27 protein-coding genes are annotated in these 24,778 nt (G+C 70.3%); 12 read left to right on the plus strand and 15 right to left on the minus strand.

The features are described from left to right. Positions 1–11: 11 nt before the first annotated feature. From lipA to lipB, 4 genes are all read right to left on the minus strand, one after another. Positions 12–950, minus strand: a complete 939-nt coding sequence (lipA, locus tag Q9R13_RS00645; protein ID WP_310963103.1) for a lipoyl synthase — start codon at positions 948–950, stop codon at positions 12–14. Between the two features lie 4 nt (positions 951–954). Beyond that, positions 955–1,929 (minus strand): hypothetical protein, encoded by a 975-nt coding sequence (locus Q9R13_RS00650; RefSeq protein ID WP_310963104.1) that lies wholly within the window; start codon positions 1,927–1,929, stop codon positions 955–957. Beyond that, complete coding sequence (locus Q9R13_RS00655) at positions 1,926–2,885, minus strand: ABC transporter ATP-binding protein (protein ID WP_310963105.1); 960 nt, start codon at positions 2,883–2,885, stop codon at positions 1,926–1,928. Before Q9R13_RS00655 ends, Q9R13_RS00650 begins: the two co-directional genes overlap by 4 nt. 163 nt (positions 2,886–3,048) lie before the next feature. Continuing rightward, a complete protein-coding gene (gene lipB, locus Q9R13_RS00660; protein ID WP_310963106.1) occupies positions 3,049–3,768 on the minus strand; it encodes a lipoyl(octanoyl) transferase LipB in 720 nt (239 codons plus the stop codon). Between the two features lie 120 nt (positions 3,769–3,888). On the opposite strand from lipB, the gene Q9R13_RS00665 reads away from it, so the two are divergent. Beyond that, a complete protein-coding gene (locus Q9R13_RS00665) occupies positions 3,889–4,362 on the plus strand; it encodes a hypothetical protein (protein WP_310963107.1) in 474 nt (157 codons plus the stop codon). Here the strand turns inward: Q9R13_RS00665 and Q9R13_RS00670 are convergent. After that, positions 4,352–5,263 (minus strand): TIGR01777 family oxidoreductase, encoded by a 912-nt coding sequence (locus Q9R13_RS00670; protein WP_310963108.1) that lies wholly within the window; start codon positions 5,261–5,263, stop codon positions 4,352–4,354. The two genes, Q9R13_RS00665 and Q9R13_RS00670, sit on opposite strands and share 11 nt — an antisense overlap. Before the next feature lie 52 nt (positions 5,264–5,315). On the opposite strand from Q9R13_RS00670, the gene lpdA (Q9R13_RS00675) reads away from it, so the two are divergent. After that, positions 5,316–6,713 (plus strand): dihydrolipoyl dehydrogenase, encoded by a 1,398-nt coding sequence (gene lpdA / locus Q9R13_RS00675; RefSeq protein ID WP_397218722.1) that lies wholly within the window; start codon positions 5,316–5,318, stop codon positions 6,711–6,713. Between the two features lie 440 nt (positions 6,714–7,153). Here the strand turns inward: lpdA (Q9R13_RS00675) and Q9R13_RS00680 are convergent, their stop codons facing one another. The 3 genes from Q9R13_RS00680 to lpdA (Q9R13_RS00690) all read right to left on the minus strand — a co-directional run bounded on the left by Q9R13_RS00680 (position 7,154) and on the right by lpdA (Q9R13_RS00690) (position 11,055). Then, entirely contained in the window at positions 7,154–7,813 is a 660-nt protein-coding gene (locus Q9R13_RS00680; RefSeq protein ID WP_310963109.1) for a class I SAM-dependent methyltransferase, read from the minus strand. Between the two features lies 1 nt (position 7,814). Further along, a complete protein-coding gene (sucB, locus tag Q9R13_RS00685; RefSeq protein WP_310963110.1) occupies positions 7,815–9,614 on the minus strand; it encodes a 2-oxoglutarate dehydrogenase, E2 component, dihydrolipoamide succinyltransferase in 1,800 nt (599 codons plus the stop codon). 61 nt (positions 9,615–9,675) lie between these two features. Further along, on the minus strand, positions 9,676–11,055 hold the full coding sequence (gene lpdA / locus Q9R13_RS00690) for a dihydrolipoyl dehydrogenase (protein WP_458295157.1): 1,380 nt from the start codon (positions 11,053–11,055) through the stop codon (positions 9,676–9,678). A 233-nt stretch (positions 11,056–11,288) separates the two neighbouring features. Here lpdA (Q9R13_RS00690) and Q9R13_RS00695 point away from each other — a divergent pair, with 233 nt between their 5' ends. Then, positions 11,289–11,648: a hypothetical protein gene (locus Q9R13_RS00695; protein WP_310963112.1), complete on the plus strand. Its 360-nt coding sequence runs from the start codon at positions 11,289–11,291 to the stop codon at positions 11,646–11,648. Here Q9R13_RS00695 and Q9R13_RS00700 read toward each other — a convergent pair. Further along, a complete protein-coding gene (locus Q9R13_RS00700) occupies positions 11,639–13,162 on the minus strand; it encodes a leucyl aminopeptidase (RefSeq protein WP_310963113.1) in 1,524 nt (507 codons plus the stop codon). The two genes, Q9R13_RS00695 and Q9R13_RS00700, sit on opposite strands and share 10 nt — an antisense overlap. A gap of 55 nt (positions 13,163–13,217) precedes the next feature. Here Q9R13_RS00700 and gcvT point away from each other — a divergent pair, with 55 nt between their 5' ends. Next, a complete protein-coding gene (gcvT, locus tag Q9R13_RS00705) occupies positions 13,218–14,318 on the plus strand; it encodes a glycine cleavage system aminomethyltransferase GcvT (protein ID WP_310963114.1) in 1,101 nt (366 codons plus the stop codon). Then, positions 14,315–14,572, plus strand: coding sequence for a hypothetical protein (locus Q9R13_RS00710; protein WP_310963115.1), 258 nt, complete (start codon positions 14,315–14,317; stop codon positions 14,570–14,572). The genes gcvT and Q9R13_RS00710 overlap by 4 nt, the downstream gene beginning before the upstream one ends. Before the next feature lie 2 nt (positions 14,573–14,574). On the opposite strand, the gene Q9R13_RS00715 is transcribed toward Q9R13_RS00710, so the two are convergent. Next, on the minus strand, positions 14,575–15,183 hold the full coding sequence (locus tag Q9R13_RS00715) for a DUF3043 domain-containing protein (protein WP_310963116.1): 609 nt from the start codon (positions 15,181–15,183) through the stop codon (positions 14,575–14,577). Between the two features lie 110 nt (positions 15,184–15,293). Between Q9R13_RS00715 and Q9R13_RS00720 the strand changes: the two genes are divergently transcribed. From Q9R13_RS00720 to pspAB, 4 genes are read left to right on the plus strand one after another with little or no spacing between them, the layout of a single operon-like run. Next, positions 15,294–16,118 (plus strand): PspA/IM30 family protein, encoded by an 825-nt coding sequence (locus Q9R13_RS00720; protein WP_310963117.1) that lies wholly within the window; start codon positions 15,294–15,296, stop codon positions 16,116–16,118. Beyond that, entirely contained in the window at positions 16,115–16,393 is a 279-nt protein-coding gene (gene pspAA, locus Q9R13_RS00725; protein WP_310963118.1) for a PspA-associated protein PspAA, read from the plus strand. Before Q9R13_RS00720 ends, pspAA begins: the two co-directional genes overlap by 4 nt. A gap of 25 nt (positions 16,394–16,418) precedes the next feature. Then, positions 16,419–17,372, plus strand: coding sequence for a zinc metalloprotease HtpX (htpX, locus tag Q9R13_RS00730; protein ID WP_310963119.1), 954 nt, complete (start codon positions 16,419–16,421; stop codon positions 17,370–17,372). Further along, complete coding sequence (pspAB, locus tag Q9R13_RS00735; protein WP_310963120.1) at positions 17,372–17,941, plus strand: PspA-associated protein PspAB; 570 nt, start codon at positions 17,372–17,374, stop codon at positions 17,939–17,941. The genes htpX and pspAB overlap by 1 nt, the downstream gene beginning before the upstream one ends. A 248-nt stretch (positions 17,942–18,189) precedes the next feature. Here pspAB and nadA read toward each other — a convergent pair whose 3' ends face one another. After that, the gene (nadA, locus tag Q9R13_RS00740) at positions 18,190–19,362 is read right to left on the minus strand and encodes a quinolinate synthase NadA (protein ID WP_310963121.1); all 1,173 of its coding nucleotides are present in this window, start codon (positions 19,360–19,362) and stop codon (positions 18,190–18,192) included. A gap of 33 nt (positions 19,363–19,395) precedes the next feature. Then, the gene (locus Q9R13_RS00745; RefSeq protein ID WP_310963122.1) at positions 19,396–20,313 is read right to left on the minus strand and encodes a GNAT family N-acetyltransferase; all 918 of its coding nucleotides are present in this window, start codon (positions 20,311–20,313) and stop codon (positions 19,396–19,398) included. 55 nt (positions 20,314–20,368) lie between these two features. Here Q9R13_RS00745 and Q9R13_RS00750 point away from each other — a divergent pair, with 55 nt between their 5' ends. Both Q9R13_RS00750 and erpA read left to right on the plus strand, forming a co-directional pair. Next, entirely contained in the window at positions 20,369–21,463 is a 1,095-nt protein-coding gene (locus Q9R13_RS00750; protein WP_310963123.1) for a glycerate kinase family protein, read from the plus strand. A gap of 92 nt (positions 21,464–21,555) precedes the next feature. Further along, on the plus strand, positions 21,556–21,918 hold the full coding sequence (gene erpA, locus Q9R13_RS00755) for an iron-sulfur cluster insertion protein ErpA (RefSeq protein ID WP_310963124.1): 363 nt from the start codon (positions 21,556–21,558) through the stop codon (positions 21,916–21,918). Positions 21,919–22,012: 94 nt separating this feature from the next. Here the strand turns inward: erpA and Q9R13_RS00760 are convergent, their stop codons facing one another. Further along, entirely contained in the window at positions 22,013–22,249 is a 237-nt protein-coding gene (locus tag Q9R13_RS00760; protein ID WP_310963125.1) for a hypothetical protein, read from the minus strand. 64 nt (positions 22,250–22,313) lie between these two features. Between Q9R13_RS00760 and Q9R13_RS00765 the strand changes: the two genes are divergently transcribed. Continuing rightward, positions 22,314–23,297, plus strand: a complete 984-nt coding sequence (locus Q9R13_RS00765) for a carbohydrate kinase family protein (protein WP_310963126.1) — start codon at positions 22,314–22,316, stop codon at positions 23,295–23,297. Here the strand turns inward: Q9R13_RS00765 and Q9R13_RS00770 are convergent. Together Q9R13_RS00770 and Q9R13_RS00775 are read right to left on the minus strand one after the other, a co-directional pair. Continuing rightward, positions 23,290–23,550, minus strand: coding sequence for a sulfurtransferase TusA family protein (locus Q9R13_RS00770; protein WP_310963127.1), 261 nt, complete (start codon positions 23,548–23,550; stop codon positions 23,290–23,292). The two genes, Q9R13_RS00765 and Q9R13_RS00770, sit on opposite strands and share 8 nt — an antisense overlap. Then, positions 23,547–24,689 (minus strand): cysteine desulfurase family protein, encoded by a 1,143-nt coding sequence (locus Q9R13_RS00775; RefSeq protein WP_310963128.1) that lies wholly within the window; start codon positions 24,687–24,689, stop codon positions 23,547–23,549. The genes Q9R13_RS00770 and Q9R13_RS00775 overlap by 4 nt, the downstream gene beginning before the upstream one ends. Positions 24,690–24,778: the final 89 nt, after the last annotated feature.

A 24,778-nucleotide genomic window follows, 5' to 3' on the forward strand; every position in this document is an offset into this window, starting at 1 on the left:
ACCCCAGTCTCTCAGACCGTGGCGGTGCGGGCTGCCATCGCCTGCTGGTAGAGCCGGCCGGCGCGGTACGACGAACGCACCAGCGGGCCGCTCATCACGCCGGCGAACCCGATCTCGAGCGCCTCGTCGTGCAGCTCGACGAACTCCTCGGGCTTCACCCATCGCTCCACCGGGTGGTGGCGCAGCGAGGGGCGGAGGTACTGGGTGATCGTGACCAGCTCGCAGCCGGCGGCATGCAGGTCGCGCAGCGCCTGGCTGACCTCCTCGCGGGTCTCGCCCATGCCCAGGATCAAATTGGACTTGGTGACCAGGCCGAACGCGCGGGCCTGGGTGAGCACGTCCAGGGAGCGGTCGTAGCGGAACGCCGGGCGGATCCGCTTGAAGATCCGCGGCACCGTCTCAACATTGTGGGCGAGGACCTCGGGCCGGGACTCGAAGACCTGCTGGAGCAGCTCCGGGATGCCGTTGAAGTCCGGGATCAGGTTCTCCACGCCGGTGTCCGGGTTCAGCTCGTGGATCGCGCGCACCGTCTCGGCGTACAGCCACGCGCCGCCGTCGGGCAGGTCGTCGCGGGCCACGCCGGTGATGGTCGCGTAGCGCAGGCCCATCTGCTGGACCGACTCCGCGACCCGGCGCGGCTCGTCGCGGTCCAGCGGCTCCGGCTTCCCGGTGTCGATCTGGCAGAAGTCGCAGCGTCGGGTGCACTGGTCGCCGCCGATGAGGAAGGTCGCCTCGCGGTCCTCCCAGCACTCGAAGATGTTCGGGCAGCCGGCCTCCTGGCACACGGTGTGCAGGCCTTCGCTCTTCACCAGCTGCTGGAGCTCCTGGTACTGCGGTCCCATCTTCGCGCGTGTCTTGATCCACTCCGGCTTGCGCTCGATCGGGGTGGCGGCGTTGCGGGCCTCGAGACGGAGGAGTTTTCGACCATCGGGAGCTACTGCGGAAGTCACCCGCTCAGCCTACGTCGCGGCGCACGAAGCTGAGGAACGACGGCAGCACCGCCACCGCGAGCAGCACGGCGAGGAACCAGGCCGCATTGCCGTGACCGAGGTGCCGGGCCGCGTCGCAGCTGGAGTAGGCGCCGCACCCGACGCCCGGGTCGGCGTACACGAAGTGGCTGTTGAGCCAGGCGTAGATGTTGTTGCCGATCGCCCAACGCGACGCGCCCGCGATCGGGATCAGGTTCACCAGCACCTCGCCGCCCGCTGCATACGCGAACAGCAGCCCGAGGGTCGCCACCGTGTGCCGGAAGAACATCGTCAGCGCGTAGCTGCCCAGCCCCGCGGCCATCGCCAAGCCGACGGCGCGGGCCCACTGCCAGGCGACGTCGTGGAAGAGGTGCGGACCCTGGTGCAGGTCGCGCACATCGGAGGTGATCCACAGGGTCGCCCAGAAGCAGGCCAGCAGGGCGCCGGTGACCACGGCGGAGGCGATCAGGACGACCATCGCCTTCGCGACCCAGACCGCGCCCCGCCGGGGCGCGAAGGTGAGCTGTGTGGTCAGTGCCCCCGAGGCCCAGTCGGCGCCGATGAAGGTCGCTGCCGCGAGCACCATCAACGCGACCAAGCCGACCGCCACGTCGGCTCCGCTGCCGCCGAGGACCTGCCGGAGGTCGAGCGGTTGCCGGGGCAACAGGCTCTGTGCAGAACCCGCCAGCGTGTCGCGACAGTCCTGCGCCGTGGCCCCGGAGCCCAGGAATCGTGCGGGATCCTGTCGGCAGCTGGCGATCTGGGCCTTCAGCTGAGACTCGCCGGCGATCAGCTGCGCCTGTGCTCGAGCCGTCGCGATCTCGGCGCTGCTGGGCGGCCGGGTGTCCCAGATCGTCTTCGCGGCGACCACCCCCACGAAGACCGCCCCCGCGAGCAGCAGCAGGGCGATCGCGCGACGGGAGACGAAGCGGCTCAGCTCTACCCGCAGCAGTCGCGTCATCGGTTCCCACCGTCCTCGTCCGTGCCGGTCATCGGGTGCCCGGTCAGCTGCAGGAAGTACGACTCCAGGTCGGGACGCACGGCGGAGAGCTCGCCGACGAAGAGGTCGTGGCCGGCCAGGATGCGGGTGACATCCTCGGGGTGCTCGTGGCCACCGACCAGGAGGGCATCTGCGTCGTGGCTCACCTCGTAGCCCGCCGCGCGGAGGACCTCAGCTGCTCGGTCGGGCTCACCGACCCGGACGCGGGTGCGGGACAGCCGCTCGCCGATCAGCGCATCCACGGGACCTGTAGCCAGCAGCCTGCCCCCACTGAGGATCGACACGTCGTCGCAGATCTGCTGCACCTCGGCCAGGTTGTGGGAGCTCAGCAGCACGGTCGTACCTCCGTCGGCGAGGCTGCGCACGAGCTCGCGCAGGTCGCGTACGCCGGCGGGGTCCAGACCATTCCCCGGCTCATCCAGGATCAACAGGTCGGGGGAGCGCAGCAGTGCCGCGGCCAGCGCCAGTCGCTGCTTCATGCCGAGCGAGTAGCGGCCGAACCGGCGACGGTCGTGCCGGCGCAGCCCGACCTGCTCGAGGACCTCATCGACACGGCGGCGCGGCAGCCCAGCGGTGCGCGCCAGCAGCATGAGGTTCCGGCGGCCGGTGAACCCAGGCGTGAACGCAGGCTCCTCGACCGTTGCGCCCAGCCTGTCGACCACGGCGGACAGGTGGGCCGGGACGCGCTGGCCGAACAGCTCGATGCTGCCCGCTGTCGGCCGGGCCAGGCCGAGCAGCAACCTGATCGTCGTGGTCTTGCCGGAGCCGTTCGGGCCGAGGAAGCCGTGCACGGTCCCGGCGGCGACGGTCAGGTCGAGCCCGTCCACGGCCACCACCGCACGCTGGCCGGGGGAGCGGAACACCTTGCGCAGGCCCGACGTACGGATCACCGGGTCGCTCGTGGGGGCCTCGCTCACCGGGTCAGTCTGACGCAACGGCGCCTACGGCAGCGGGACGACGCGCACGGACACGCAGGCGACCGGGTGTGCCCCGGAGCACAGCGATGGTCGGGCCCGATGGCGACCGTCGATTCGAAGGCGGTGGTGCAGCGCCGACCCGTCCTCGCCGCCGCGGTGACGCTCAGGGACCGAGCACGGGCACGCGCAGCCTGCCCGGCTCGGGGCGCGGCTCGTAGTCCGGCGTCGGGTCGTACGGCGCCCAGGCGAGCAACTCACGCAGATGTGCCTCGGCGATCGGAGCCACCTCCTCGACCGTCACGTCGCGACCGAGCTCGGCGCTCAGGCTGGTGACCCCGGCGTCGGAGATCCCGCAGGGGACGAAGCGGTCGTACCACCCGAGGTCGACGTCGCAGTTGAGGGCGAACCCATGCATCGTCACGCCGCGACTGACCCGCAGGCCGATCGCACCGACCTTGCGCTCCGGGCCGCGGTCGTCCGCGCGCAGCCACACCCCGCTGCGCCCCGGAACCCGGGCGGTGGTGACGCCGAGGTCGCGGCACACCCCGATCAGAGCCTCTTCAATGCGACGCACGTAGTCGACGACCAGCACGTGGTCGGGCAGCCGCACGATCGGGTAGCCGACCAGCTGGCCCGGTCCGTGGAAGGTGATCTTGCCGCCCCGGTCGACGTCGATCACGTCGGCGCCGCCCGGGTCGGTGGGTCGCTCGTGGGGGTCGGTGCGCTTGCCGCAGGTGAACACCGGGGGATGCTCGAGCAGCAGTACCGTGCCGGGGCCGCCGGCCACCACCTCGGCGTGCACCTGTCGCTGTGTCTCCCAGGCGTCGACGTAGTCGACGGCCGCGTCGCCGAAGCCGACGACGCGGAACTGAAGGTCACTCACCTCATCGAGGCTACTCCTGCGGGCAGCGACCGGATCGGTCGGTGAAGCGTCGGTGAAGATCGGCGAAGGCGTCCTGTGGACGACGGCCGGAGAGCCGCTGCGGTGCCCCAGAGTGGAGGCATGGTACGGATCTGCGTCCTCCTGGCACTGGTCGGCACGGCCTTCCGCGTGTGCGGTACGGCGGCCGCGCTGCCGGATCGACGGCCGGCCGCACCGGGCGCCCTGCCGGACCCGTTGGCGGTGCTGCACCAGTGGGACGACGCTCGCGCGGCGGCCTGGTTGCGCCAGGACGAGAGTGGGTTGCGTCGTCTCTACGTGCCCGGGTCGACCGCTGCCAGGACCGACGTACGCCGGCTGCGGGAGTACTCCGACCGCGGTGTGCAGGTCGTCGATCTGCACACCCAGATCTTCTCGGTGCGGGTGCTCGGCCGCAGTGGTGGCAGTCTCCGGCTGGTGATCGTCGACCGCGCGGTCGGCAGCGGGATGGGTCGCCAGCGGTGCGTCGCCCTCCCGGTGTCCCCGCCCCGGCAGCGCACCGTCGAGCTGCACCGCGGCGGGGGCGGTGCCTGGCTGGTCGCCTCGGTCAGCGGCTGAGGCGACCCGGCGCGGCGGGGGCGAAGGCGGCGGCGAGGATCGACCGCACATCGGGATCGGCGAACTCGTAGCCGTCGTCCAGCAACCGCTGGGGCACGGCCCGCACGGAGCCGAGCAGCTCGGGAGCCATCGGGCCCGCTGCGAGGCGGATCGCTGCCGATGGGACGCGCAGCATCGCCGGACGGTGCAGCGCGTTGGCCAGCGCCGTGGTGAAGTCGGCGTTCGTCGGCGTCCGCGGGGCGCAGAGGTTCACCGGGCCGCTGGCCTCGCCGGTGGCCAGGTGCGCGACCGCCCCGACCCAGTCGCGCCGGGAGATCACCGGGAAGAACTGGTGGCCCGCATCGATCGGCCCGCCGAGACCGAGGGAGAAGAGGATCCGCAGCTGCTTCAGCGGCGGACTCGCTGCGTCGAGCACCGGCGCCGTTCGCAGCACGACCACCCGGGCGCCGACCTCGGCGGCAGCCTCAGTCGCCTGTTGCCACTCCCGGGTCACGTCCGTGAGGAGGCTGTGTCCCCGGGTGTCCGCGTCCTCGGTCAGGGGTTGGTCGCCGTGATCGCCGTACCAGGAGATGCCGTTGCCGGCGAGCAGCGCGGGCCGGTGCGCTCCTGAGGCGATCGCCTCGGCCAGCGCCCGCGTGGTGGTGACCCGGCTGTCTCGCAGGTTGCGGGCCCACTTCCGTGAGCGAGGGTTCCCGAACGTCGGACTGCCCGCCAGGTTCACCACCACGTCGACATCGGCGAGCACGTCCGGGTCGAGCGGGCCGGCGTACGGGTCCCAGCGGCGTTCGCCCGATCCCGCCGTACGGCGCACCAGGCGAGTGACCCGATGGCCCTCACCCGTGAGGTGCTCGACCAGTGCGTTGCCAAGGAAGCCGGACGACCCAGCGATGAGCGCGTGCATCTCGTCAGCCTGCCATGATCGCGGTCGCAGCCGAGCGGATAGCCTGTCGCTCGTGAGTGATTTCGATGTCGTCGTCCTCGGTGCGGGCCCCGGTGGGTACGTCGCCGCCATCCGCGCCTCGCAGCTCGGCCTGAAGACTGCTGTCGTCGAGCTGAAGTACTGGGGAGGCGTCTGCCTGAACGTGGGGTGCATCCCCTCCAAGGCGCTGCTGCGCAATGCCGAGCTGGCGCACATCCTCAGCCAGGAGAAGGAGAAGTTCGGCATCGTCGGTGACGCGACGATGCAGTTCGGACCGACCCACCAGCGCAGCCGTGCGGTGTCCGACGGCATCGTCAAGGGCGTCCACTTCCTGATGAAGAAGAACAAGATCGAGGAGATCCACGGCTGGGGCACCTTCACCGGTCCGAAGAGCATCCAGGTCAAGGGCGAGGACGGCTCGATCCGCGAAGTGACCGGCGAGAACATCATCATCGCCGCCGGCGCGACCACGCGCCTGGTCCCCGGCGTGCAGCTGTCGAAGAACGTGGTGACCTACGAGGAGCAGATCCTCGACTCCGAGCTCCCCCGGTCGATCGTGATCGGCGGCTCGGGCGCGATCGGTGTGGAGTTCGCCTACGTGCTCAAGAACTTCGGGGTCGATGTGACCATTGTCGAGTTCCTCGACCGGATGGTGCCGACCGAGGACGCGGAGATCTCCAAGGAGCTGCTCAAGCACTACAAGAAGCTCGGCATCAAGGTGCTGCTGTCGACGGCCGTCAAGGGCGTCGAAGACACCGGTGCGGGCGTGAAGGTCACGGTGGCCCCGGCGGGTGGCGGTGACAGCCAGGTCATCGAGGCTGACCGATTCCTGGCAGCGTTCGGGTTCGCTCCCCGTGTCGAGGGCTACGGCCTGGACGCCGCCGGCGTTGCGCTCACCGACCGCGGCGCGGTCGCGATCGATGACTTCGGGCGCACCAACGTCGAGGGCGTCTACGCGATCGGCGACTGCACCGGCAAGCTGATGCTCGCCCACACCGCGGAGGCTCAAGGCGTCGTCGTCGCGGAGACCATCGCCGGTGCGGAGACGATGGCGGTGGAGTACGACTTCATTCCCCGGGCGACGTACTGCCAGCCGCAGATCGCGTCCTTCGGCTACTCCGAGGAGCAGGCCAGGGAGAAGGGGTACGACGTCAAGGTCGCGAAGTTCCCCTTCTCCGCCAACGGCAAGGCAATGGGTCTGGGCGAGGCGGTCGGCTTCGTCAAGGTGGTGGCCGACGCTACCCACAACGAGATCCTCGGCGCCCACCTGATCGGTCCCGACGTCACCGAGCTGCTGCCAGCCCTGACCCTGGCCCAGAAGTGGGACCTCACGGCCGACGAGGTCGCCCGCAATGTCTTCGCCCACCCGACGCTGTCCGAGGCCGTCAAGGAGGCTGTCGAGGGTATTGCCGGCCACATGATCAACCTCTGACGGCGCCGTGAAACGCACGCGCTGGCGGCGTTCTCGTCACTTGCCGACCAAACCCGGGTCGGCTGCGTTCCTCGGCCTTGCCATCACGCACGTTTGACGGCGCCGGGCGGTGAGCACACGCGCTGGCGGCGTTCTCGTCACTTGCCGACCAAACCCGGGTCGGCTGCGTTCCTCGGCCTTGCCATCACGCACGTTTGACGGCGCCGGGCGGTGAGCACACGCGCTGGCGGCGTTCTCGTCACTTGCCGACCAAACCCGGGTCGGCTGCGTTCCTCGGTCTTGCCATCACGCACGTTTGACGGCGCCGGGCGGTGAGCACACGCGCTGGCGGCGTTCTCGTCACTTGCCGACCAAACCCGGGTCGGCTGCGTTCCTCGGTCTTGCCATCACGCACGTTTGACGGCGCCGGGCGGTGAGCACACGCGCTGGCGGCGTTCTCGTCAGCGGAAGGTGAACATCCGCAGGCCGTCGGCGTACGGCGCCGGCTGGCCGGTGAACCGGGAGACTCCCACGCGGTAGGACGCATCCTCGGGGCGCACGAACGCGACCTCGCAGAAGCCGTGGTCGAGGAAGGCCTGGCGGACGAACGTGCTCGGGTCGCCGTCGACGGCCGACGGATCCCGCGGGTCGATCCGGTGGCCCCGGGTCCAGATCACCAGCGCGTTGCCCGCGAGCAGGTGCGGGAGACTCTGCACCGTGGCCAGCACATCGGCGTCGGGAACGTTGCCGAAGACCCCGCAGGCCATCAGCAGGTGGGCCGGGACGCGCTCGCGAACGCTGTCGCTGACCCCGGCGTCCGCGGTGCGTACGTCGACACCGGACAGCCCCAGGCGTGCGGCCTCAGCGCGGGCCCGATCGGCGAGTGGAGCGTCGTTCTCGACCAGCGTCGCGCTGACCGTCGGGTGGCCCGCGGCGAGCACCGGCAGCACGTCTCGGCCGTCGCCGGCGCACAGGCTGACGAGGCGGGGATGGTCGACGCCCTCGGTCTCCAGCCAGGACAGGGCCCGGTCGAGCTCGTGGCGGATCACCTCGAGCCGTCGGGACAATGACGACACGGGGTCGTCGTACTCCTGGTGCCAGGCGTGCCAGTCCCGCTTCACCTCAGACCTCGAACTGCGCGCCTTCGAGCCGTGTCTTGACGTCGGCCAGGAAGCGCCCGGCGTCCGCGCCGTCGATCAGCCGGTGATCGTAGGTGAGCGCGAGGTGGACCATGTGCCGCACCGCGATCGTCTCGCCGAGGTTCGGGTCGTCGATCACGACGGGACGCTTGGTGACCACGCCTGGGCCGAGGATCGCCACCTGGGGCTGGTTGATGATCGGGGTGTCGAACATCGCCCCGAACGTGCCCAGGTTCGTGATCGTGAAGGTGCCTCCACTGAGATCGTCGGGACCGATCTTGTTGTTCCGCGTGCGGTCGGCGATGTCGGCGATCTTCTTGGCCAGCCCAGCGATGGACAGATCGCCGGCGTCCTTGACGACCGGGGTCAGCAGGCCCTTGTCGGTGTCCACGGCGAAGGCGATGTTCTCGCGGTCGAAGTACGTGACCTCGCCGGCCTCCGTGTCGATGTTGGCGTTGAGCTTCGGGTGCTGCTTGAGCGCATCGATCGCCGCCTTGGCGAAGAACGGAAGGTAGGTCAGCTTGACCCCCTCGCGGGCCAGGAAGTCCGCCTTCGCGGCATCCCGCAGACGAGCGATGTTGGTGACGTCGACCTCCATGACCTGGGTGAGCTGGGCAGAGACCTGCAGCGACTCCACCATCCGGCTCGCGATCACCTTGCGCAGCCGCGACATCTTCTCGGTCTTGCCACGCATCGGAGACGGGGCCGACGGCGCTGCCGCCGGCGCGGCGGCGGCAGCCGACGACGCTGCCGGGGGCGCGGCTGCCTTCGCGGCCTCGGCAGCAGCGAGCACGTCCTGCTTGCGGATCCGACCACCGACACCGGTGCCCTTGACGCTGGCGAGGTCGACGCCATGCTCGGTGGCCATCTTGCGGACCAGCGGTGTCACGTAGGCGCCGGCGTCGTCGGAACGGGCCGCGGGTGCGGCGGGCTGCGCCTGGGTTGCGGGCGCCGACTGCTGCGCTGCCGGCCTCGGCTGCTCCTGGGGAGCCGGTGCGGGCTCCTCCTGCGGCTCGGACTCCTCCTGCGGCTCGGACTCCTCCTGCGGTGCGGGCTGCGGCGCGGGCTCAGCTTGCGACTCGGGTTCCGGCTCAGGCTTGGTCTCAGCCTGCGGCGCAGCGTCTCCGGAGCCGACGATCGCCAGCTCGGCGCCGACCTCGACGGTCTCGTCCTCGCTGACCTTGATCTCCAGGAGAGTGCCCGCAACCGGCGAGGGGATCTCGGTGTCGACCTTGTCGGTGGAGACCTCCAGGAGCGGTTCGTCGACGGCCACGGTGTCGCCAACCTGCTTCAGCCACCGGGTCACCGTGCCCTCGGTCACCGACTCGCCGAGTGCCGGGAGCGTGACCGGCGTACCGGAACCGCCGCCGGATGCTCCTGATCCGGACGAGGGCTTCTCGGCCGCAGCCGGTGGCTCCTCGCTCGCCTCGGCCCGCTCCGGCGCGGGCTGTTCCTCTTCCGCCTCGGGGGCGGCCGCGTCCTCCTCGGGCTCGGCCTCGGCCTGGGCCGAGGAGCTGGAGTCGCCGGACGACGCCGTGCCCTCACCCTCGTCACCGATCACGCAGAGCTCGGCGCCGACCTCGACGGTCTCGTCCTCCGCTGCCTTGATCTCCAGCAGCGTGCCGGCCACCGGAGAGGGGATCTCGGTGTCGACCTTGTCGGTGGAGATCTCGAGCAGCGGCTCGTCCACCGCAACGGTGTCGCCGACCTGCTTCAGCCATCGGGTGACGGTGCCTTCGGTGACGGACTCACCCAGCTCGGGCAGCTTGACCGGTGTCGACATCGTGTTCCTTCGTCTCGTGTGCGGGATCAGAGGCAAATCTATGCGGCTCGGACGCGGTTCGTCAGGTGTGGGCGTGCAGCGGCTTTCCGGCCAGCGCCAGATGCGCCTCGCCGAGCGCCTCGTTCTGGGTCGGATGGGCGTGCACCAGCGGCGCGACGTCCTCTGGGTGGGCGTCCCAGTTCACGATGAGCTGGGCCTCGCCCACGAGCTCGCCGACGCGGGCGCCGACGAGGTGGACACCGACGACGGGGCCGCCCTTGCTCCGGACCAGCTTGACCGCGCCCTGGGTCTTCAGGATCTGGCTCTTGCCGTTGCCGCCGAGGTCGTAGGTGAGCGTCTCGACCTCGCCGTACCGTTCCCGGGCCTGGGCCTCGGTGAGTCCCACTGACGCGACCTCCGGATCACAGTAGGTGACCCGCGGGATCCCGGACTCGTCGAAGGACGGTGGAGCCAGCCCCGCGATCTCCTCGGCGACGAAGATGCCCTGCTGGAAGCCGCGATGCGCCAGCTGCAACCCCGGGACGATGTCCCCCACCGCGTAGACCCCGTCGACGTTGGTGTGCATCCGGTCGTCGGTGAGGACGAAGCCACGGTCCATCGCGATGCCCTGCTCGTCGTACCCGAGGCCCTCGGTCACCGGTCCGCGACCCACCGCTACCAGGAGTACGTCGGCCTCGAGCGTGGTGGCCGCGCCGGATCCCGGCTGGACCGTCACCCGGACCCCGTCTTCATGCAGCTCGATCGACTGGAACGAGGTGCCGGTCATTGCCTTGATGCCGCGCTTGCGGAACGCCCTTTCGAGTGACTTCGACGAGGACTCGTCCTCGGGCGGCAGCAGCCGGGGGAGTGCCTCGACGATGGTCACCTCGGCGCCGAACGAGCGCCAGACGCTGGCGAACTCGCAGCCGATGACGCCTCCGCCGAGCACGATCGCCGAGCCGGGCACCCGGTCCAGGCGGAGCGCCTGCTCGCTGGTGATGACGCGCTCGCCGTCGACGTCGAGGCCCGGCAGCGACCGTGCATAGGAACCGGTGGCCAGCACCACGTTGCGGCCGGTGTACGTCGTGCCGCCGACCTCCACGGTCCCGGGGCCGGTCAGTCGACCCTCGCCCTCGACGACGGTGATCCCACGTCCCTGGATCAGACCGGTCAGGCCCTTGAAGAGCCGGTCCACGACGCCATCCTTGTAGCCGTTGACGCCGGCCATATCGATGCCGTCGAGGCTGGCCCGGACGCCGAACTGCGCGGACTCCCGGGCGAGGTCGGCCACCTCGGCGGCGTGCAGCAGCGCCTTGGTGGGGATGCAGCCGACGTGCAGGCACGTCCCGCCGAGCTTCCCCTTCTCGACGAGGGCGACCCCGAGTCCGAGCTGGGCGGCCCGCAGCGCGCAGGCGTAGCCCCCCGATCCGGCCCCGAGAACGACGACGTCGAACTGTTCCACCACTGCAACCCTCTCGCGTCGAGCAACCACTGCCCGGCCATCCTTGCACTTGGTCCTGCTATGCCTCGTCCGCGGTCCGGCCCGCGCAGCCGGGCTCGATGTCGACGATGGTTCCTCCCGAGTGCTCGTCGCCGGATGCCCCGGGCAGTCTAGGGACTGACCAGCCGGTACTCACGCAGGCGGACAGGCCCGTTGTCGTGCCATCGGTGGGTCCGGTGCAGCACACTTGTCCCATGAGCCTGTTCGACCGGTTCCGCCGTCGATCCGCCACGGCCGGCGCCCCGCCCGTCGTCGCTGAGTCGCAGCAGCACCTCGAGCGCTTCATCGGGTCCCGGCGTGGCGTGGAGGGGTTCGTCGAGCCTCGCACGGCGGTCAGCGACGTGACCCTGCTGCTGGTGGCGCACGACGGCGAGTGGACCCGCCGACGGGTGCCTTCGGTGCAGTGGGCACACCAGTTCGCCAACCGGCTCGGGGTCCCGTCGTACGACGCGGCCGTGGTCGGCATCCCTGCGCGGATGCGTGAGTACAACCGCCGCCAGAGGCAGTTGAGCGTCACCGACACCCCGCTCGGCGACGAGCCCGTTCAAGACTGAGCCAGGTCCTCACCGGCCGGGCGGGCCAGCGCAGCGACGTACTCGACCAGCGTGCGCACGCCGAAGCCGGTGGCGCCGCGAGGTACGTCGCCCCAGGCGGCCCCGTTGTTCCACGCCGGCCCGGCGACGTCGAGGTGGGCGAAGGGCACGTCGCCGACGAACTGCCGCAGGAAGGCCGCGGCGTAGGACGCCGAGCCCCAGCGGACCCAGTTGTGCTGCAGCACGTCGGCCAGCCTGGACTCCGTGCGAACCTGCTCCTCGATCCGCTCGGGGATGGGGAGGTGCCAGACGAGCTCGCCCGCTGTCTCTGCGGCGTCCCGCATCCGCGTCACCGGCCCGTCGTCGCCGAAGAGCCCGGCGACCCGGTCGCCCAGGGCGACCACGCACGGTCCGGTGAGGGTGGAGATCTCGAGGATCACGTCTGGTCGGGTCTCGGCGGCCATGCCCAGGGCGTCGGCGAGCAGCAGTCGGCCCTCGGCGTCGGTGTTGGTGATCTCGACCGTCTTGCCCCCATGGGTCCGGATCACGTCGCCGGGCCGCATCGCCGAGCCGGAGATCATGTTCTCCGCCATCGGCGCGAAGGCCTCGACCGCGACCGGTAGGTTCAGGGTCGCGATGGCGTGGATCGCGGCCACCACGGCCGCGGCGCCCGCCATGTCGTTCTTCATCGTGGCCATCGAGCCGCCCGGCTTGATCGTCAGCCCGCCCGAGTCATAGGTGACCCCCTTGCCGACCAGGGCGACGGACGCCACCGGGGCCTCGTGCCGCCAGCTCAGCCTGGCCATCCGGGGCGGGTTGGCCGATCCCAGCCCGACGCCCAGGATGCCGCCGCAACCGAGCTCCTCGAGCTCGCGGACACCGAGCACCTCCAGCGTCACGCCGGCGTCCTTCCGCGACGTGGTGAGCTCCTCGACCGCATCGGCGAACCGGCTCGGGGTGAAATCGTTCGCCGGCGTGTTCACCCAGTCCCGCACGTGATCGGTCAGCTCTGCCAGGACCCGAGCCCTCGTCATGGCTGCGGCTGCGTCCTGGCGTCGGGCCACCTCGCTCAGCAGGATGACCTCGGTGGGGGCACTGGCCGCCTCGCCCGACTTGTATCCGCTGTACTCGTAGCCGCCGGACATGAAGCCGTTCGCGACGGCACCGACGTGTGCAGCGTCCCCCGCGGGCAGGGCCACCGCGACGGTGGCCGCGTTGGCCACGTTGCGGGCCGCGACGCCGGCGCCGCGACGTACCTCCTGCAGGGACAGCCGGTCGCGCTCGCCGAGGCCGACCAGCACGAGCGTGGCCGCCTTCACCGCCTCGCCGGCCGGGATCCGCAGCACCTCCCCGCTGCGCGCGGTGAAGCCCATCGACGCAAGCAGCGGTGCGAACTTCCGGCCGTACGCCGACGCGACGTCCTCACCACCCGGGCAGACCACCAGACCACCCTTGGCGTCCCGCGCGACCCCGACCACGACGACGTCGGTCCGGGTGGTTGCCGGGCTGCCCTTGCGAAGTGTGTAGGTGGTCACGATCGGCCATGCTAGTCAGCAGCCTCGGGTCGGCGGTGGGGTAGTTTCCCCAGGCATGAGCATCAAGCGGTCCCCCCTCCATGAGCGCCACGTCGCGCTGGGGGCGAAGTTCTCGGAGTTCGGTGGCTGGGAGATGCCGCTGGAGTACCCCACGGGGGTGGTCAAGGAGCACAACGCCGTCCGTCAGTCCGTCGGCATCTTCGACGTCAGCCACCTCGGGAAGCTCGTCGTCCGGGGAATCGGTGCGAAGGAGCTGGTGAACTCGTCCTTCACCAACGACCTCGAGCGGATCGAGGTCGGCAAGGCGCAGTACACCCTGTGCTGCGACGAGCAGTCCGGTGGCGTCGTCGACGACCTGATCGTCTACCTCAAGGACGACGACCATCTGCTGCTGGTGCCGAACGCGGCCAACTCCGGCGAGGTGCTCCGCCGGCTCTCACAGCACAGCCCCGAGGGGGTCACCCTCACCGACCACCACGAGGACGAGGTGGTCATCGCCGTCCAGGGGCCCCACTCGGACGACGTGCTCAAGGCGGTCGGCCTCCCGGTCGGCCACGACTACATGTCGTTCGTCGAGGCGCCGTTCGGCGGCGAGGACATCGTGGTCTGCCGCACCGGCTACACCGGTGAGCGGGGCTACGAGCTGATCGCTCCCGCGTCGGTCGCCCTCGGACTGTGGGACGTGCTGATGGAGGCCGGGGAGAGCCACGACATGCTGCCCTGCGGGCTCGGAGCCCGGGACACCCTGCGCACCGAGATGGGCTATCCGCTGCACGGGCAGGATCTCAGCCCGCAGATCACCCCGAACATGGCGGGCCTCGGCTGGGCCGTCGGCTGGAAGAAGCCCGCCTTCTGGGGCAAGGACGCATTGGTGGCTGAGCGTGAGGCGGGCACCACCGTCGCGCTGCGGGGTCTGATCGCCAAGGACCGGGCCATCCCGCGCCCCGGGATGAGCGTCCGGCTGACCCGCGACCTGCCGATCGGCGAGATCACCTCGGGCACGTTCTCGCCGACGCTGCGCAAGGGTGTCGGGCTCGCACTGATCAACAAGCAGGCGCAGCTCGGCGCCGAGGTACTCGTCGACGTACGCGGAAAGCCCGAGACCTTCGTGGTGACCAAGCCGCCGTTCGTCTCGACCGATGTGAGGCAGTCATGAGCACGACACCGGAAGCGTCCGCATTCCCATCCCGCTCCGCGGCCGAGGCACTGCCGTGGTGGTGGCAGCGGCTGAACGCCTCGGGCGCGGTCATCGAACCCGAGGGTGGCCGTCAGGAGTTCCCGACCCGCGGCGATGCGGAGTCCTGGCTGGGCGAGTCCTGGGCGGAGCTGGTCGAGGAGGGGGTCGCGTCGGTGACGCTCTTCGAGGGTGACCGGGAGGTCTACGGCCCGATGTCGCTCTCGGCCCAGTAGCGCTACTTGGGCTTGCCGCCGATGCCGACCTTCGCCTTCGGCATCCGCATGAAGCGCATCTGGATGACCCGGGTGATGGCGTAGAAGTTCACCCCGCGCAGGCTCTCGTCCGGGAATTTGGCCCGCAGCGCCCGACGGAGCCGGACGATCATCCAGCCGGTGTCCACGATGACCAGCAGGATCGTGGCGGTCCACAGTCCATTGCCGAAGCTGCTCGCCTGGTGGCTGCCGGAGTAGCTGAGCACCATGATCACGATCAGCAGCGGCAACAGGAACTCCGCGAAGCACAGCCGGCTGTCCACGAAGTCGCGGACGAACCGCTTGACCGGACCCTGGTCACGGGCGGGCAGGTAGCGCTCGTCGCCGGACCGCATCGCCTCGCGCATCTTGCGGGTGTCCGAGGACCGGCGCTGACGAGCGCCCTTCTTGTCCGCAACCGCCCGTGCACGCTCCCGCGCCGCGGCCTCCGCCTCCTTGCGGGTAGGCGTCGGACGGCCCTTGCCGCCTTCCTTCTCCTGCGTAGCGGAGGGGGTGGTGGCCTTCTTGTCACTGCGTCCGAACAACTGCTGCCTCGTCGTGTCGTGGGTCGCCTGGTGGTGGGTGGAGCTCATCTTGAGCCTATCCGCCCGCAATCTCCGGGCCCGTGGTGGGACATGTCGGCTAGGTTTGATCGAGGCGCAGTACGACGCCGTACGGACGAGGTAGAACAGGGGCTCAGCGCATGAGCATGATGAAGCGGATCGGGATGATCTTCCGCGCCAAGGCCAGCAAGGCACTCGACAAGGCGGAGGACCCCCGCGAGACGCTCGACTACAGCTACCAGCGCCAGGTGGAGATGCTGACCAAGGTGCGCCGCGGCGTCGCGGATGTCGCGACGAGCCGCAAGCGAGTCGAGCTTCAGGTCAACCAACTCAACCAGCAGTCCGACAAGCTCACCGAGCAGGCCAAGAAGGCCCTATCGATGGACCGGGAGGACCTCGCTCGCGAGGCGCTGACCCGCAAGTCCGGCGTCCAGTCCCAGATCACCGACCTCCAGGCCCAGCACGCGCAGCTGCAGGCCGAGGAGGAGAAGCTGACGCTGGCCTCCCAGCGGCTGCAGGCCAAGGTCGAGGCGTTCCGGACGAAGAAGGAGACCATCAAGGCCACCTACACCGCCGCCGAGGCGCAGACCCGGATCAACGAGGCATTCTCCGGGATCTCCGAGGAGATGGGCGACGTGGGGATGGCGATCCAGCGTGCCGAGGACAAGACCCAGCAGATGCAGGCGCGTGCCGGCGCCATCGACGAGCTGATCTCGTCCGGTGCGCTCGAGGACAGCTCGTCGCTCGGTGGCGGCGACGACATCAGCCGCGAGCTGGAGTCGATGAGCTCGCAGTCCGAGGTCGACTCCGAGCTCGCGGCACTGAAGGCGCAGACCACGCCCGAGGTCGCCGGCTCGCAGACCGCCGCGCTCGGTCAGGGTTCCGGCGAGGCCGCCGCGCCCGCGGCGTCCCCGGCCGCCGAGGAGTCCGCACAGCCCGAGGGGCAGGGAGGCGCGCAGTCATGATCGTCCGGATCCTCGCGGAGGGGCAGTTCGACGTACCCGACGCGGAGCTCGACCGGCTCAACGAGCTCGACGCCGCTGTGCAGCGTGCGGTCGACACGGGCGACGAGGCACATTTCGGGGCGGCACTCGAGGCCCTTCTCGGCGCAGTACGCACCTCGGGTACGCCGCTGGCAGCCGACACGTTGGCGGACTCCGACTTCATCCTGCCGCCTGCCGACGGAACTCTCGACGAGGTCCGGGCGTTGCTCAATGACGACGGGCTCATCCCCGGCTGACCTCAAGGCAGGAGCACTCTTCCTCATGGCGCGCACCCGTTTCATCAAGGACGGTGGTCTCACCTTCCGGATGACCACGGTGATGTTCCTGCTCGGTGCACTCTTCGTGGCGCTGATCGTGGCCCTCATCTACGTGTTCGGCAGGAACAACGCCGGACTGGCGTTCCTGATCGCGATCGTCGGACTGGGCATCGCCTGGGGTCAGTGGTACTTCTCCGACACCGTCGCGATCAAGGCGATGCGCGCACGCGAGGTGACCCAGGACCAGGCGCCGGAGCTGCACGGCATGATCGAGCGGCTGTGTGCGCTGGCAGACATGCCCAAGCCGCGGATCGCTGTCGCCGACACCGCTCTGCCCAACGCATTCGCCACCGGCCGCTCGCCGAACCGCTCCGTGGTTTGCGTGACCACGGGGATCCTGAACACCATCAATGCCGAGGAGCTCGAGGGCGTGCTCGCGCACGAGTTGTCCCATGTCGCCCACCGCGACGTGCTGGTGATGACGATCGCCTCCTCGGCCGGCATCATCGCGGGACTGCTTACCCGCGGTGCCCAGTACGGCGCGATGTTCGGGGGCGGCCGTCGCAACAACAACAACAACAATGCCGGTGGCATGCCGATCTGGCTGGTGATGCTCGTGGTCAGCCTCGTCGTCTACGCGATCAGCTTCCTGCTGACCCGGATGCTCTCGCGCTACCGCGAGCTGTGCGCGGACCGCTCGGGTGCCTACCTGACGCAGAAGCCCGGCGCGCTCGCCTCTGCGCTGCAGAAGATCTCCGGAGAGATCTCCGCCACGCCGCAGCGCGACCTGCGCGAGGCCCAGACCATGAACGCCTTCTTCATCGCCCCAGCCATCCACGGCCTGGGTCTGCGGACCCTCAGCTCGACCCATCCGACGCTCGAGCAGCGCTTGGATCAGCTCGCGAAGATCGCCACCGAGCTCGGCCGGCCGCTGGACGGCCCCCAGTTGGGCGCCTGATGGGACTCTGGGACGTCATCCGCGGGCGATCGGCGACGCGGGGCCCCAACCTCGACAACCTGTTCGCCATCCCAGGTGCCGCCATCACCCTCCAGACGTCGCTGGGGATGAACCCGACAGGCATCGGGTCGGTCTGCTTCCGCGCAGCCGCGGGCGCGGCGATGGCGGGCGTCGAGGCGGACGCCGTCGCGCTCATCGAGACCGACGGCGGGCCCAAGGTCGAGCACTCAGAGGACGGCTTCGGGTTCAGCTGGCTCGTCGTACGCGCCGAGCCGACCGACGTCTCCGGCCTGGTCACCGACCTGCACGCGGTCAACACCGGTCTGGAGACCCAGGGCTTCGGCTCCGGCCTGCTCTGCTCGGTAGTCGGCTTCGCCGACACCGACGGGCGTCGCGTCGGACTGGTCTATCTCTACAAGCAGGGCACGTTCTACCCGTTCAGCCCGTCGGGTGAGAAGGCCCGGAACAGCATGTTCGAGCGCCAGGTCCGAGACGCGATCGGCAGTGACCTGCCCTTCGAGCCCGACCCGGGTCGCTGGCTCGCCCTCTGGGGAGCTCCGGGGCTCTGAGCCGCCGGACCGGGGACGATTCCACCACCGCGGCGGTTCAAGGATTGTCTCGGCTCCCGCGCATGCGTGCAGACGACCTGGTGACGACCTGGTCCGGAAAGCCGAGTTGCTCAGCTACGAGGTGCTCGGCAAGCCGCCGGTCCCCGCGCTGAGGGAACCTGCCGCCTCGGCGGCGCAGGTGTTCGGCACCACGGTGGGGGAGGTCAATGCCGTCACCTGCAGGAGGCTCCCGGCCACGGCCGCTCGGCTCAGTCCCTCGCGGATCGTCCGGGCAGCGCGAGCATGCGATCGAGGGCGAGCCGTGCCTCGGCCTGGGTCTGCTCATCGACCTCGATGACGTTGACGACGTGGCCGTCGACGAGCGACTCCAGTGCCCACACCAGGTGGGGAAGGTCGATCCGGTTCATCGTCGAGCAGAAGCAGACCGTCCGGTCCAGGAATGCGATCTGCTTGTCCGGATGGGCGTTCGCGAGTCGCTTGACCAGGTTGAGCTCCGTGCCGATGGCCCACGACGAGCCCGGCGGCGCGGACTCGATGGTCTTGATGATGAACTCGGTGGATCCGACCAGGTCCGCTTTGGTGACGACCTCGTGGGTGCACTCGGGGTGGACCAGGATCTGGATGCCCGGGTGCTGGGCGCGCAGCTCATCGACCACGTCGGCGGAGAACTTGCCGTGGACGGAGCAATGGCCCTTCCACAGGATCATCCGGGCGTCACGCAGCTGGTCCGTGGTCAGGCCGCCGTCGGGGAGAAGCGGGTTCCACACCACGCATTCATCCAGGGAGAGGCCGAGCTGGAGCACCGCGGTGTTGCGGCCGAGGTGTTGGTCGGGCAGGAAGAGCACCTTCGCGTCCGGCTTCTGCGCGAACGCCCACTCGAGGGCGACCTCGGCGTTGGACGACGTGCACACCGCGCCGCCGTTGCGCCCGCAGAACGCCTTGATGTCGGCCGAGGAGTTCATGTAGGTGACCGGTACGACGGAGTCGGCGACCCCGGCCGCGGCGAGCGCCTCCCAGGCATCCTCGACCTGCCTGAGCCGGGCCATGTCGGCCATCGAGCAGCCGGCCGCGAGGTCCGGCAGCACGACCTTCTGCTCGTCAGCCGTCAGGATGTCCGCCGACTCGGCCATGAAGTGGACCCCGCAGAACACGATGTACTCGGCGTCGGGTCGGGCCGCGGCCTCGCGGGCCAGCTTGAAGGAGTCACCGGTCACGTCGGCGAACTGGATGACCTCGTCGCGCTGGTAGTGGTGACCGAGCACGAACACGCGCTCCCCAAGCCGCTCCTTGGCCACGCGGGCACGCTCGACGAGAGCCGGGTCGGAGGCCGGTGGCAGGTCGCCCGGACACTCGACGCCGCGCTCGGTGCCGAGATCCTTGCCCTTGCCGAGAGGCAGCAGCGGAAGGTCAACGGTGGTCATGCCGGCGATTCTCCCACGTGCGGTCTGCAGCGATCACAGGAAGGAGCCATGGTGGAGGTAGGGCATCGGAGGCTTCATCCCGCGCAGGGCCAGGTGACCTGACGTGCGTACGGCGAGCCGCGCGGCGATCCCCACGTCGAGAGCCCACTCGTTCGCCGCCGTCACGTGGGCGACGGAGACCTCGGTGCCCGGCTCGGAGGAGGCGAGCGCCTCCCAGAGCAGGCGCGTGGCGGTACGCCGGTTGGTTGCCGCGACCAGCACTGGTCGACCATCGTCGACATAGGCGTATCCCGATCCGGTGCTGCGGTCGGTCACCAGCAGCCGGTAGAGACGGGTGAGCACCTCGTGGTCCACGCCGTGCGCCGCGTCGCGAAGCCGACGGTCGATCGAGTCCATCAGTTCGAAGTCGCCCGCGGTGCCCTCGCGGACGTGCTCGACCACGGGGATCGCGCTGCGGTCGACCGTCCCGGTCAACAGCAGTTGCGGGTGCAGGGTGAATCCCGCCAGCCGGTAGCGGCGGATCGCACGCGGATCGTCTGACGCCGCGAGCATCCCACGCAGGCATCCCCGGGAGTGACCCAGGGACGCGGCCAGCAGCGGCGTGCCGATCCCGACGCCCTGGCGACCGGGCTGCACGGCGTACGTGGCGAGGATCCAGGTCAGGTCTCGCCGGTAGGACACCGCGAAGCCGGTCACCTCGGCGTCGACCTCCACCACCCAGCACCCCGCCGGGTCGGTGGCCAGGAAGTGTCGGGTGCGCTCCTCCCACGCCGCGCGGTGTCTCGGGCTCGACTCGGTCGGCTCGGGATCGGTGCGCCGCGCGGTGGCCCGGTCGACCTCGCGGAAGGCCGCCTGGGTGATCTCGCTCGCCGTCACGACGTCCTCGGGTCGCATCGGACGGACCAGCACTGATCGGGGGTCGACCATCCGGTCGTTGCTGTCCTGGGCCATGGGTGGATGCTGCCGCATCGCCCCTGCTGGACGACACCGGATATCGTCACCGGCCATGCGCGTGGTGGTGGCTCCGGACAAGTTCGCGGGGACGCTCACAGCAGGCGAGGCGGCTGACGCGATCGCGTCGGGCTGGGCCCGGCACGCGTCGGCGGACGAGCTCGTCCGGGTGCCGATGTCCGACGGCGGTCCCGGCTTCATCGATGCGCTGCACGCTGCACTGGGCGGCGCGCTGGTCGCGGTCACCGTCCCGGATCCGTACGCCGCGGCCACACCTGCCGCCGTGCTGCTGGTCGGTCGGACCGGCTACGTCGAGAGCGCGCAGGCCATCGGGCTGCACCTGACACCGCCGAACGACCGGGACGCCACCCGAGCCAGCACGGTGGGACTCGGCGAGCTCCTCCGCGCCGCGGTCGACGCGGGGGCGGCGCGCGTCGTGGTCGGGCTGGGTGGCAGCGGCACCAACGACGGGGGAGCCGGACTGCTCGCGGCGCTCGGCGCGACCGCCGAGGGAGGGACGCTCGATGGTGGGCCGGCCGGGCTCGCCGGGGTGAGGTCGGTCGACCTCGAGCCGGCGCGACGCCTGCTGGGCGGTGTCGAGCTCGTGCTCGCCAGCGACGTCGACAACGAGCTGTTGGGCATCGTCGGGGCCACCAAGACGTTCGGCCCGCAGAAGGGGCTGAGCGAGGAGCAGCTGCTCACCGTCGACGGTTGGCTCCAGGGCTTCGCCGAGGCCACCGACCGCAAGGCAGCGTCACAGAAGGGCGCCGGCGCGGCGGGTGGTGCCGGGTTCGCGCTCCGACTCCTCGGGGCCATCCACCGGCCCGGGGTCGAGGTCGTCGCGGAGGCGGTGGGACTGGCCGAGCACCTGCGCGGTGCCGACCTCGCAATCACCGGCGAGGGGTCCTTCGACTTCTCCTCACGCGCGGGCAAGGTGCCCTACGGGGTCGCCCAGGCCGCCGCCGAGCGGCTCGCCGCCTGCATCGTGCTGGCGGGCAGGGTCGGCATCGGGGCCCGGGAGACCCGGGCGATCGGGATCGAGTCGGCGTACTCGATGGTCGAGCTGTTCGGCGAGGAGCGCGCGCTCGGCGCACCGGCGGCCACGCTGGCAGACCTGGCGGCCCGGGTCGCCCGGACCTGGTCGCGCTGAGTCGCGGACTTCTCCTTCTGCACGGGAATATCCAACCGTGTGCGACCATTGATGCAGACGTACGACGAAGCTTCGTTGGCAAGGGAGAGAGCATGACCGAGCAGGTCGACACCCAGACCGAGCACCGCACCGACGGCATCAACCTGAGCAACGCCGCCGCGTCCAAGGTCAGGAGCCTCCTCGAGCAGGAGGGTCGCGACGACCTTCAGCTGCGGATCGCCGTCCAGCCCGGTGGCTGCTCGGGTCTGCGCTACCAGCTGTTCTTCGACGAGCGCACCCTCGACGGTGACGTGGTCACGGACTTCGACGGAGTCGGCGTGGTCGTGGACCGGATGAGCGTGCCCTACCTCAATGGCGCCACTATCGACTTCGTGGACTCGATCGAGAAGCAGGGCTTCACGATCGACAACCCGAACGCCAGCGGATCCTGCGCCTGCGGCGACTCCTTCCACTGACTCGACCCAGTCAGCACGCACCCGGGCGTCTTGCCCGGGCCGTTGACCGGCACGCCACGAGCGCGCCCTGGGCTTCGCGAGGAAGCCGGCGCGGTCAGTCGAACAGGCTGCCGGCGAACTTCGCGGCGGACTCGCTGACCGCCAACGCCGTGCGGCCGAGCTGACGCGGCGCTTGGAGGACTGCGCCCGGCACCACGTCGACGGTGCTCCGGGCGGCACCCAGCAGGGCAACCGCGCGCGCGATGTGGGCCTCCGCCCGGCATGCCGAGGCGTCACGGACCATCTCCGAGGTGGAGTCGAGATCGTCGTACGCGAGGTGTGCGGTGGTCATGTCATCGAGGCTAGGGGCTACCGATGGGTACCCCCAGCGGTACCGCTCGGTAGTGTTTCCTGTCGTGTCCCTCCTGATTGCCGGCTCCATCGCGACCGACCACCTGATGACCTTCCAGGGCAAGTTCGCCGACTCGCTCGTCGTCGAGCAGCTCGACAAGCTCTCCGTCTCGTTCCTCGTCGACGATCTCGAGATCCGGCGCGGCGGCGTCGCGCCCAACATGTGCTTCGGGCTGGCGATGCTCGGTCTGCGCCCGGTACTGGTCGGCGCGGCGGGGGAGGACTTCCGTGACTACCGGTCGTGGCTGGAGCGACACGGCGTCGACTGCGACTCGGTGCGCATCTCGCAGAGCCTCCACACCGCCCGGTTCGTGTGCACGACGGACACCACGATGGCCCAGTTCGCCTCGTTCTACCCCGGCGCGATGAGCGAGGCTCGCGAGATCGAGCTCGCCCCGATCGTGGAGCGGGTCGGCGAGCCCGACTACGTGCTGATCGGCGCCGACGACCCGGACGGGATGCTGCGGCACACCCAGGAGTGCCGGGACCGCGGCTACCGCTTCATCGCCGACCCCAGCCAGCAGCTCGCCTTCGGTGAGGGCGCGCTGATCCGCAGTCTCGTCGATGGCGCGGAGATGCTGTTCTCCAACGAGTACGAGTCCCACCTGATCACCGAGAAGACCGGCTGGAGCGCCGAGGAGGTGCTCGCGAGGGTGGGCACCCAGGTCACCACTCTCGGGGCCGACGGGGTCCGGGTGACGCAACGCGGTGAGCAGCCCATCGAGGTGTCTGCGGCACGCGGCGTCGAGGCTCTCGAGCCGACCGGTGTCGGCGACGCCTTCCGCGCAGGCTTCCTCGCCGCGTTCGCGTGGGGGGTCGGCCTCGAGCGCGCTGCCCAGGTCGGGTGCGTGCTCGCGGCCTACGTCGTGGAGACGGTGGGCACCCAGGAGTACTCGTTCGAGCCGGCCGGCTTCGTGGCGCGGGTGCGATCGTCGTACGGCGATGCCGCTGCCGACGAGGTGGCCGCCCACCTGCCGGGTCTCAGCTGACCCGACGCACCAGGTATACAGGGGTGCCGTCCTGGGCACGGACGCTGCCGGCGTACTCCTGAGACCGCATCCGGCACCATGCCGGCACGTCGACGGCGGCGGCGGGATCGTCGGCGGCGACGCCCAGGATGCCGCCCACGGGCGTCTCGGTGAGGTGCCGGGCCAGCTCGATGATCGGGCGCGGACAGGGCATCCCGCGACAGTCGAGCTCACGGTCGGGGCGCGGGCCGTCCTGGGATTGCTCCGGGTTCACAGACCGACCTCGCTGCGGAGGCGGGCCAGCACCCCGGGAAGGGCGGACAAGAAGCGCTCGACGTCCGCCTCACTGGTCTCACGGGTGAGGGATACGCGCACGTTGCCGTGGGTCAGCACCCCCATCGCGGCCAGGACGTGGCTGGGCTCGAGCGTGCTCGCCGTGCACGCAGATCCGGACGCCACCGAGAAGCCGAGCCGGTCCAGCTCGGTGACCAGGGCCTCGCCGTCGATGTAGAGGCAGGAGAAGGTCACCAGGTGCGGAAGCCGTCGCTGCGGGTCGCCGACCACCTCCACGTCGGGCAGAGCGGCCACGGCGCCGCGGATCCGGTCGACCAGGCGGCGCTGGCGCGCAGTGGTGGCTTGATCGTCGGTGACGGCGCGCAGTGCCGCCGCCGCTGCGAGTGCTCCGGCCACGTCCTCGAACCCGATGCCGCGATCGTCAGCACGATCGTCGACGGGGAACGGGGCATGCCAGCGGGCGCGACCGCGTACGAGCAGCACGCCTACGCCGGCGGGTCCGCCCCACTTGTGCGCGGAGAGGGCTGCGGTCGCCCAGCCGTCGGGCAGCGCCAGCCTGCCTCCCGAGGCACAGGCATCGACGAACAGGTCGACCGCCGGCGCGGCCTCGGCGATCTCGGCGATCGGCTGGATCGTGCCCACTTCGTGGTTCGCAGTCTGGACCGCGAGCACGGATATGGGTCCGCCCTCGAGGGCGGCAGCGACCGTCGTCGGCTCCAGCCGGCCGGTCGGGTCGACGGGTAGCGTCTCGAAGCGGCCCCCGCGATCCGCGTGCCACCGCCCGGCGTGCATCACGGCGCTGTGCTCGACGGCCCCGGCCAGAACGCGGGCCTCGGGCCGGCGGGAGACCAACCCGAGCAGGCCCAGGTGCACCGCGTGGGTGCCGGACGGGGTGAAGGTGACCTCCTCGGTGCGCACCCCGAGACTCTCGGCGATCGAGGCGCGGGCGTTGTCCAGCAGCATCCTCGACCGCCGGCCGGGCTGGTGCAGGCGCCGCGGGTCGGCGTACCCGACCGCACGGGCCCGGTCGATGACCTCCAGCGCCGCCGGGTGCAGCGGCTCGCCCGATGCGGTGTCGAGATAGGTCTCGATCGGCGCGTCAGTTGGGGGATGCGTCACACCGGGAACTTACCGCCGACCTGCGGACCTTCGGAGGTTACCTCGGTAGTAGTGTTCGCCATGTCTGCTGTTGCGAAGTTGAAGAGAAA

The sequence above is a fragment of the Nocardioides marmorisolisilvae genome (assembly GCF_031656915.1).
GTDB lineage: Bacteria > Actinomycetota > Actinomycetes > Propionibacteriales > Nocardioidaceae > Marmoricola > Marmoricola terrisoli.

What these genes read in the sequence shown, in the direction of transcription:
- Q9R13_RS00665 (WP_310963107.1), top strand. Translation starts at nt 3,889, where the DNA reads ATGGTACGGATCTGCGTCCTCCTGGCACTGGTCGGCACGGCCTTCCGC.
- pspAB (WP_310963120.1), top strand. Translation starts at nt 17,372, where the DNA reads ATGGGACTCTGGGACGTCATCCGCGGGCGATCGGCGACGCGGGGCCCC.
- sucB (WP_310963110.1), bottom strand. Translation starts at nt 9,614, where the DNA reads ATGTCGACACCGGTCAAGCTGCCCGAGCTGGGTGAGTCCGTCACCGAA.
- Q9R13_RS00695 (WP_310963112.1), top strand. Translation starts at nt 11,289, where the DNA reads ATGAGCCTGTTCGACCGGTTCCGCCGTCGATCCGCCACGGCCGGCGCC.
- Q9R13_RS00750 (WP_310963123.1), top strand. Translation starts at nt 20,369, where the DNA reads ATGCGCGTGGTGGTGGCTCCGGACAAGTTCGCGGGGACGCTCACAGCA.
- Q9R13_RS00710 (WP_310963115.1), top strand. Translation starts at nt 14,315, where the DNA reads ATGAGCACGACACCGGAAGCGTCCGCATTCCCATCCCGCTCCGCGGCC.
- Q9R13_RS00715 (WP_310963116.1), bottom strand. Translation starts at nt 15,183, where the DNA reads ATGAGCTCCACCCACCACCAGGCGACCCACGACACGACGAGGCAGCAG.
- nadA (WP_310963121.1), bottom strand. Translation starts at nt 19,362, where the DNA reads ATGACCACCGTTGACCTTCCGCTGCTGCCTCTCGGCAAGGGCAAGGAT.
- htpX (WP_310963119.1), top strand. Translation starts at nt 16,419, where the DNA reads ATGGCGCGCACCCGTTTCATCAAGGACGGTGGTCTCACCTTCCGGATG.
- pspAA (WP_310963118.1), top strand. Translation starts at nt 16,115, where the DNA reads ATGATCGTCCGGATCCTCGCGGAGGGGCAGTTCGACGTACCCGACGCG.
- Q9R13_RS00760 (WP_310963125.1), bottom strand. Translation starts at nt 22,249, where the DNA reads ATGACCACCGCACACCTCGCGTACGACGATCTCGACTCCACCTCGGAG.
- Q9R13_RS00720 (WP_310963117.1), top strand. Translation starts at nt 15,294, where the DNA reads ATGAGCATGATGAAGCGGATCGGGATGATCTTCCGCGCCAAGGCCAGC.
- Q9R13_RS00670 (WP_310963108.1), bottom strand. Translation starts at nt 5,263, where the DNA reads ATGCACGCGCTCATCGCTGGGTCGTCCGGCTTCCTTGGCAACGCACTG.
- gcvT (WP_310963114.1), top strand. Translation starts at nt 13,218, where the DNA reads ATGAGCATCAAGCGGTCCCCCCTCCATGAGCGCCACGTCGCGCTGGGG.
- Q9R13_RS00745 (WP_310963122.1), bottom strand. Translation starts at nt 20,313, where the DNA reads ATGGCCCAGGACAGCAACGACCGGATGGTCGACCCCCGATCAGTGCTG.
- Q9R13_RS00650 (WP_310963104.1), bottom strand. Translation starts at nt 1,929, where the DNA reads ATGACGCGACTGCTGCGGGTAGAGCTGAGCCGCTTCGTCTCCCGTCGC.
- erpA (WP_310963124.1), top strand. Translation starts at nt 21,556, where the DNA reads ATGACCGAGCAGGTCGACACCCAGACCGAGCACCGCACCGACGGCATC.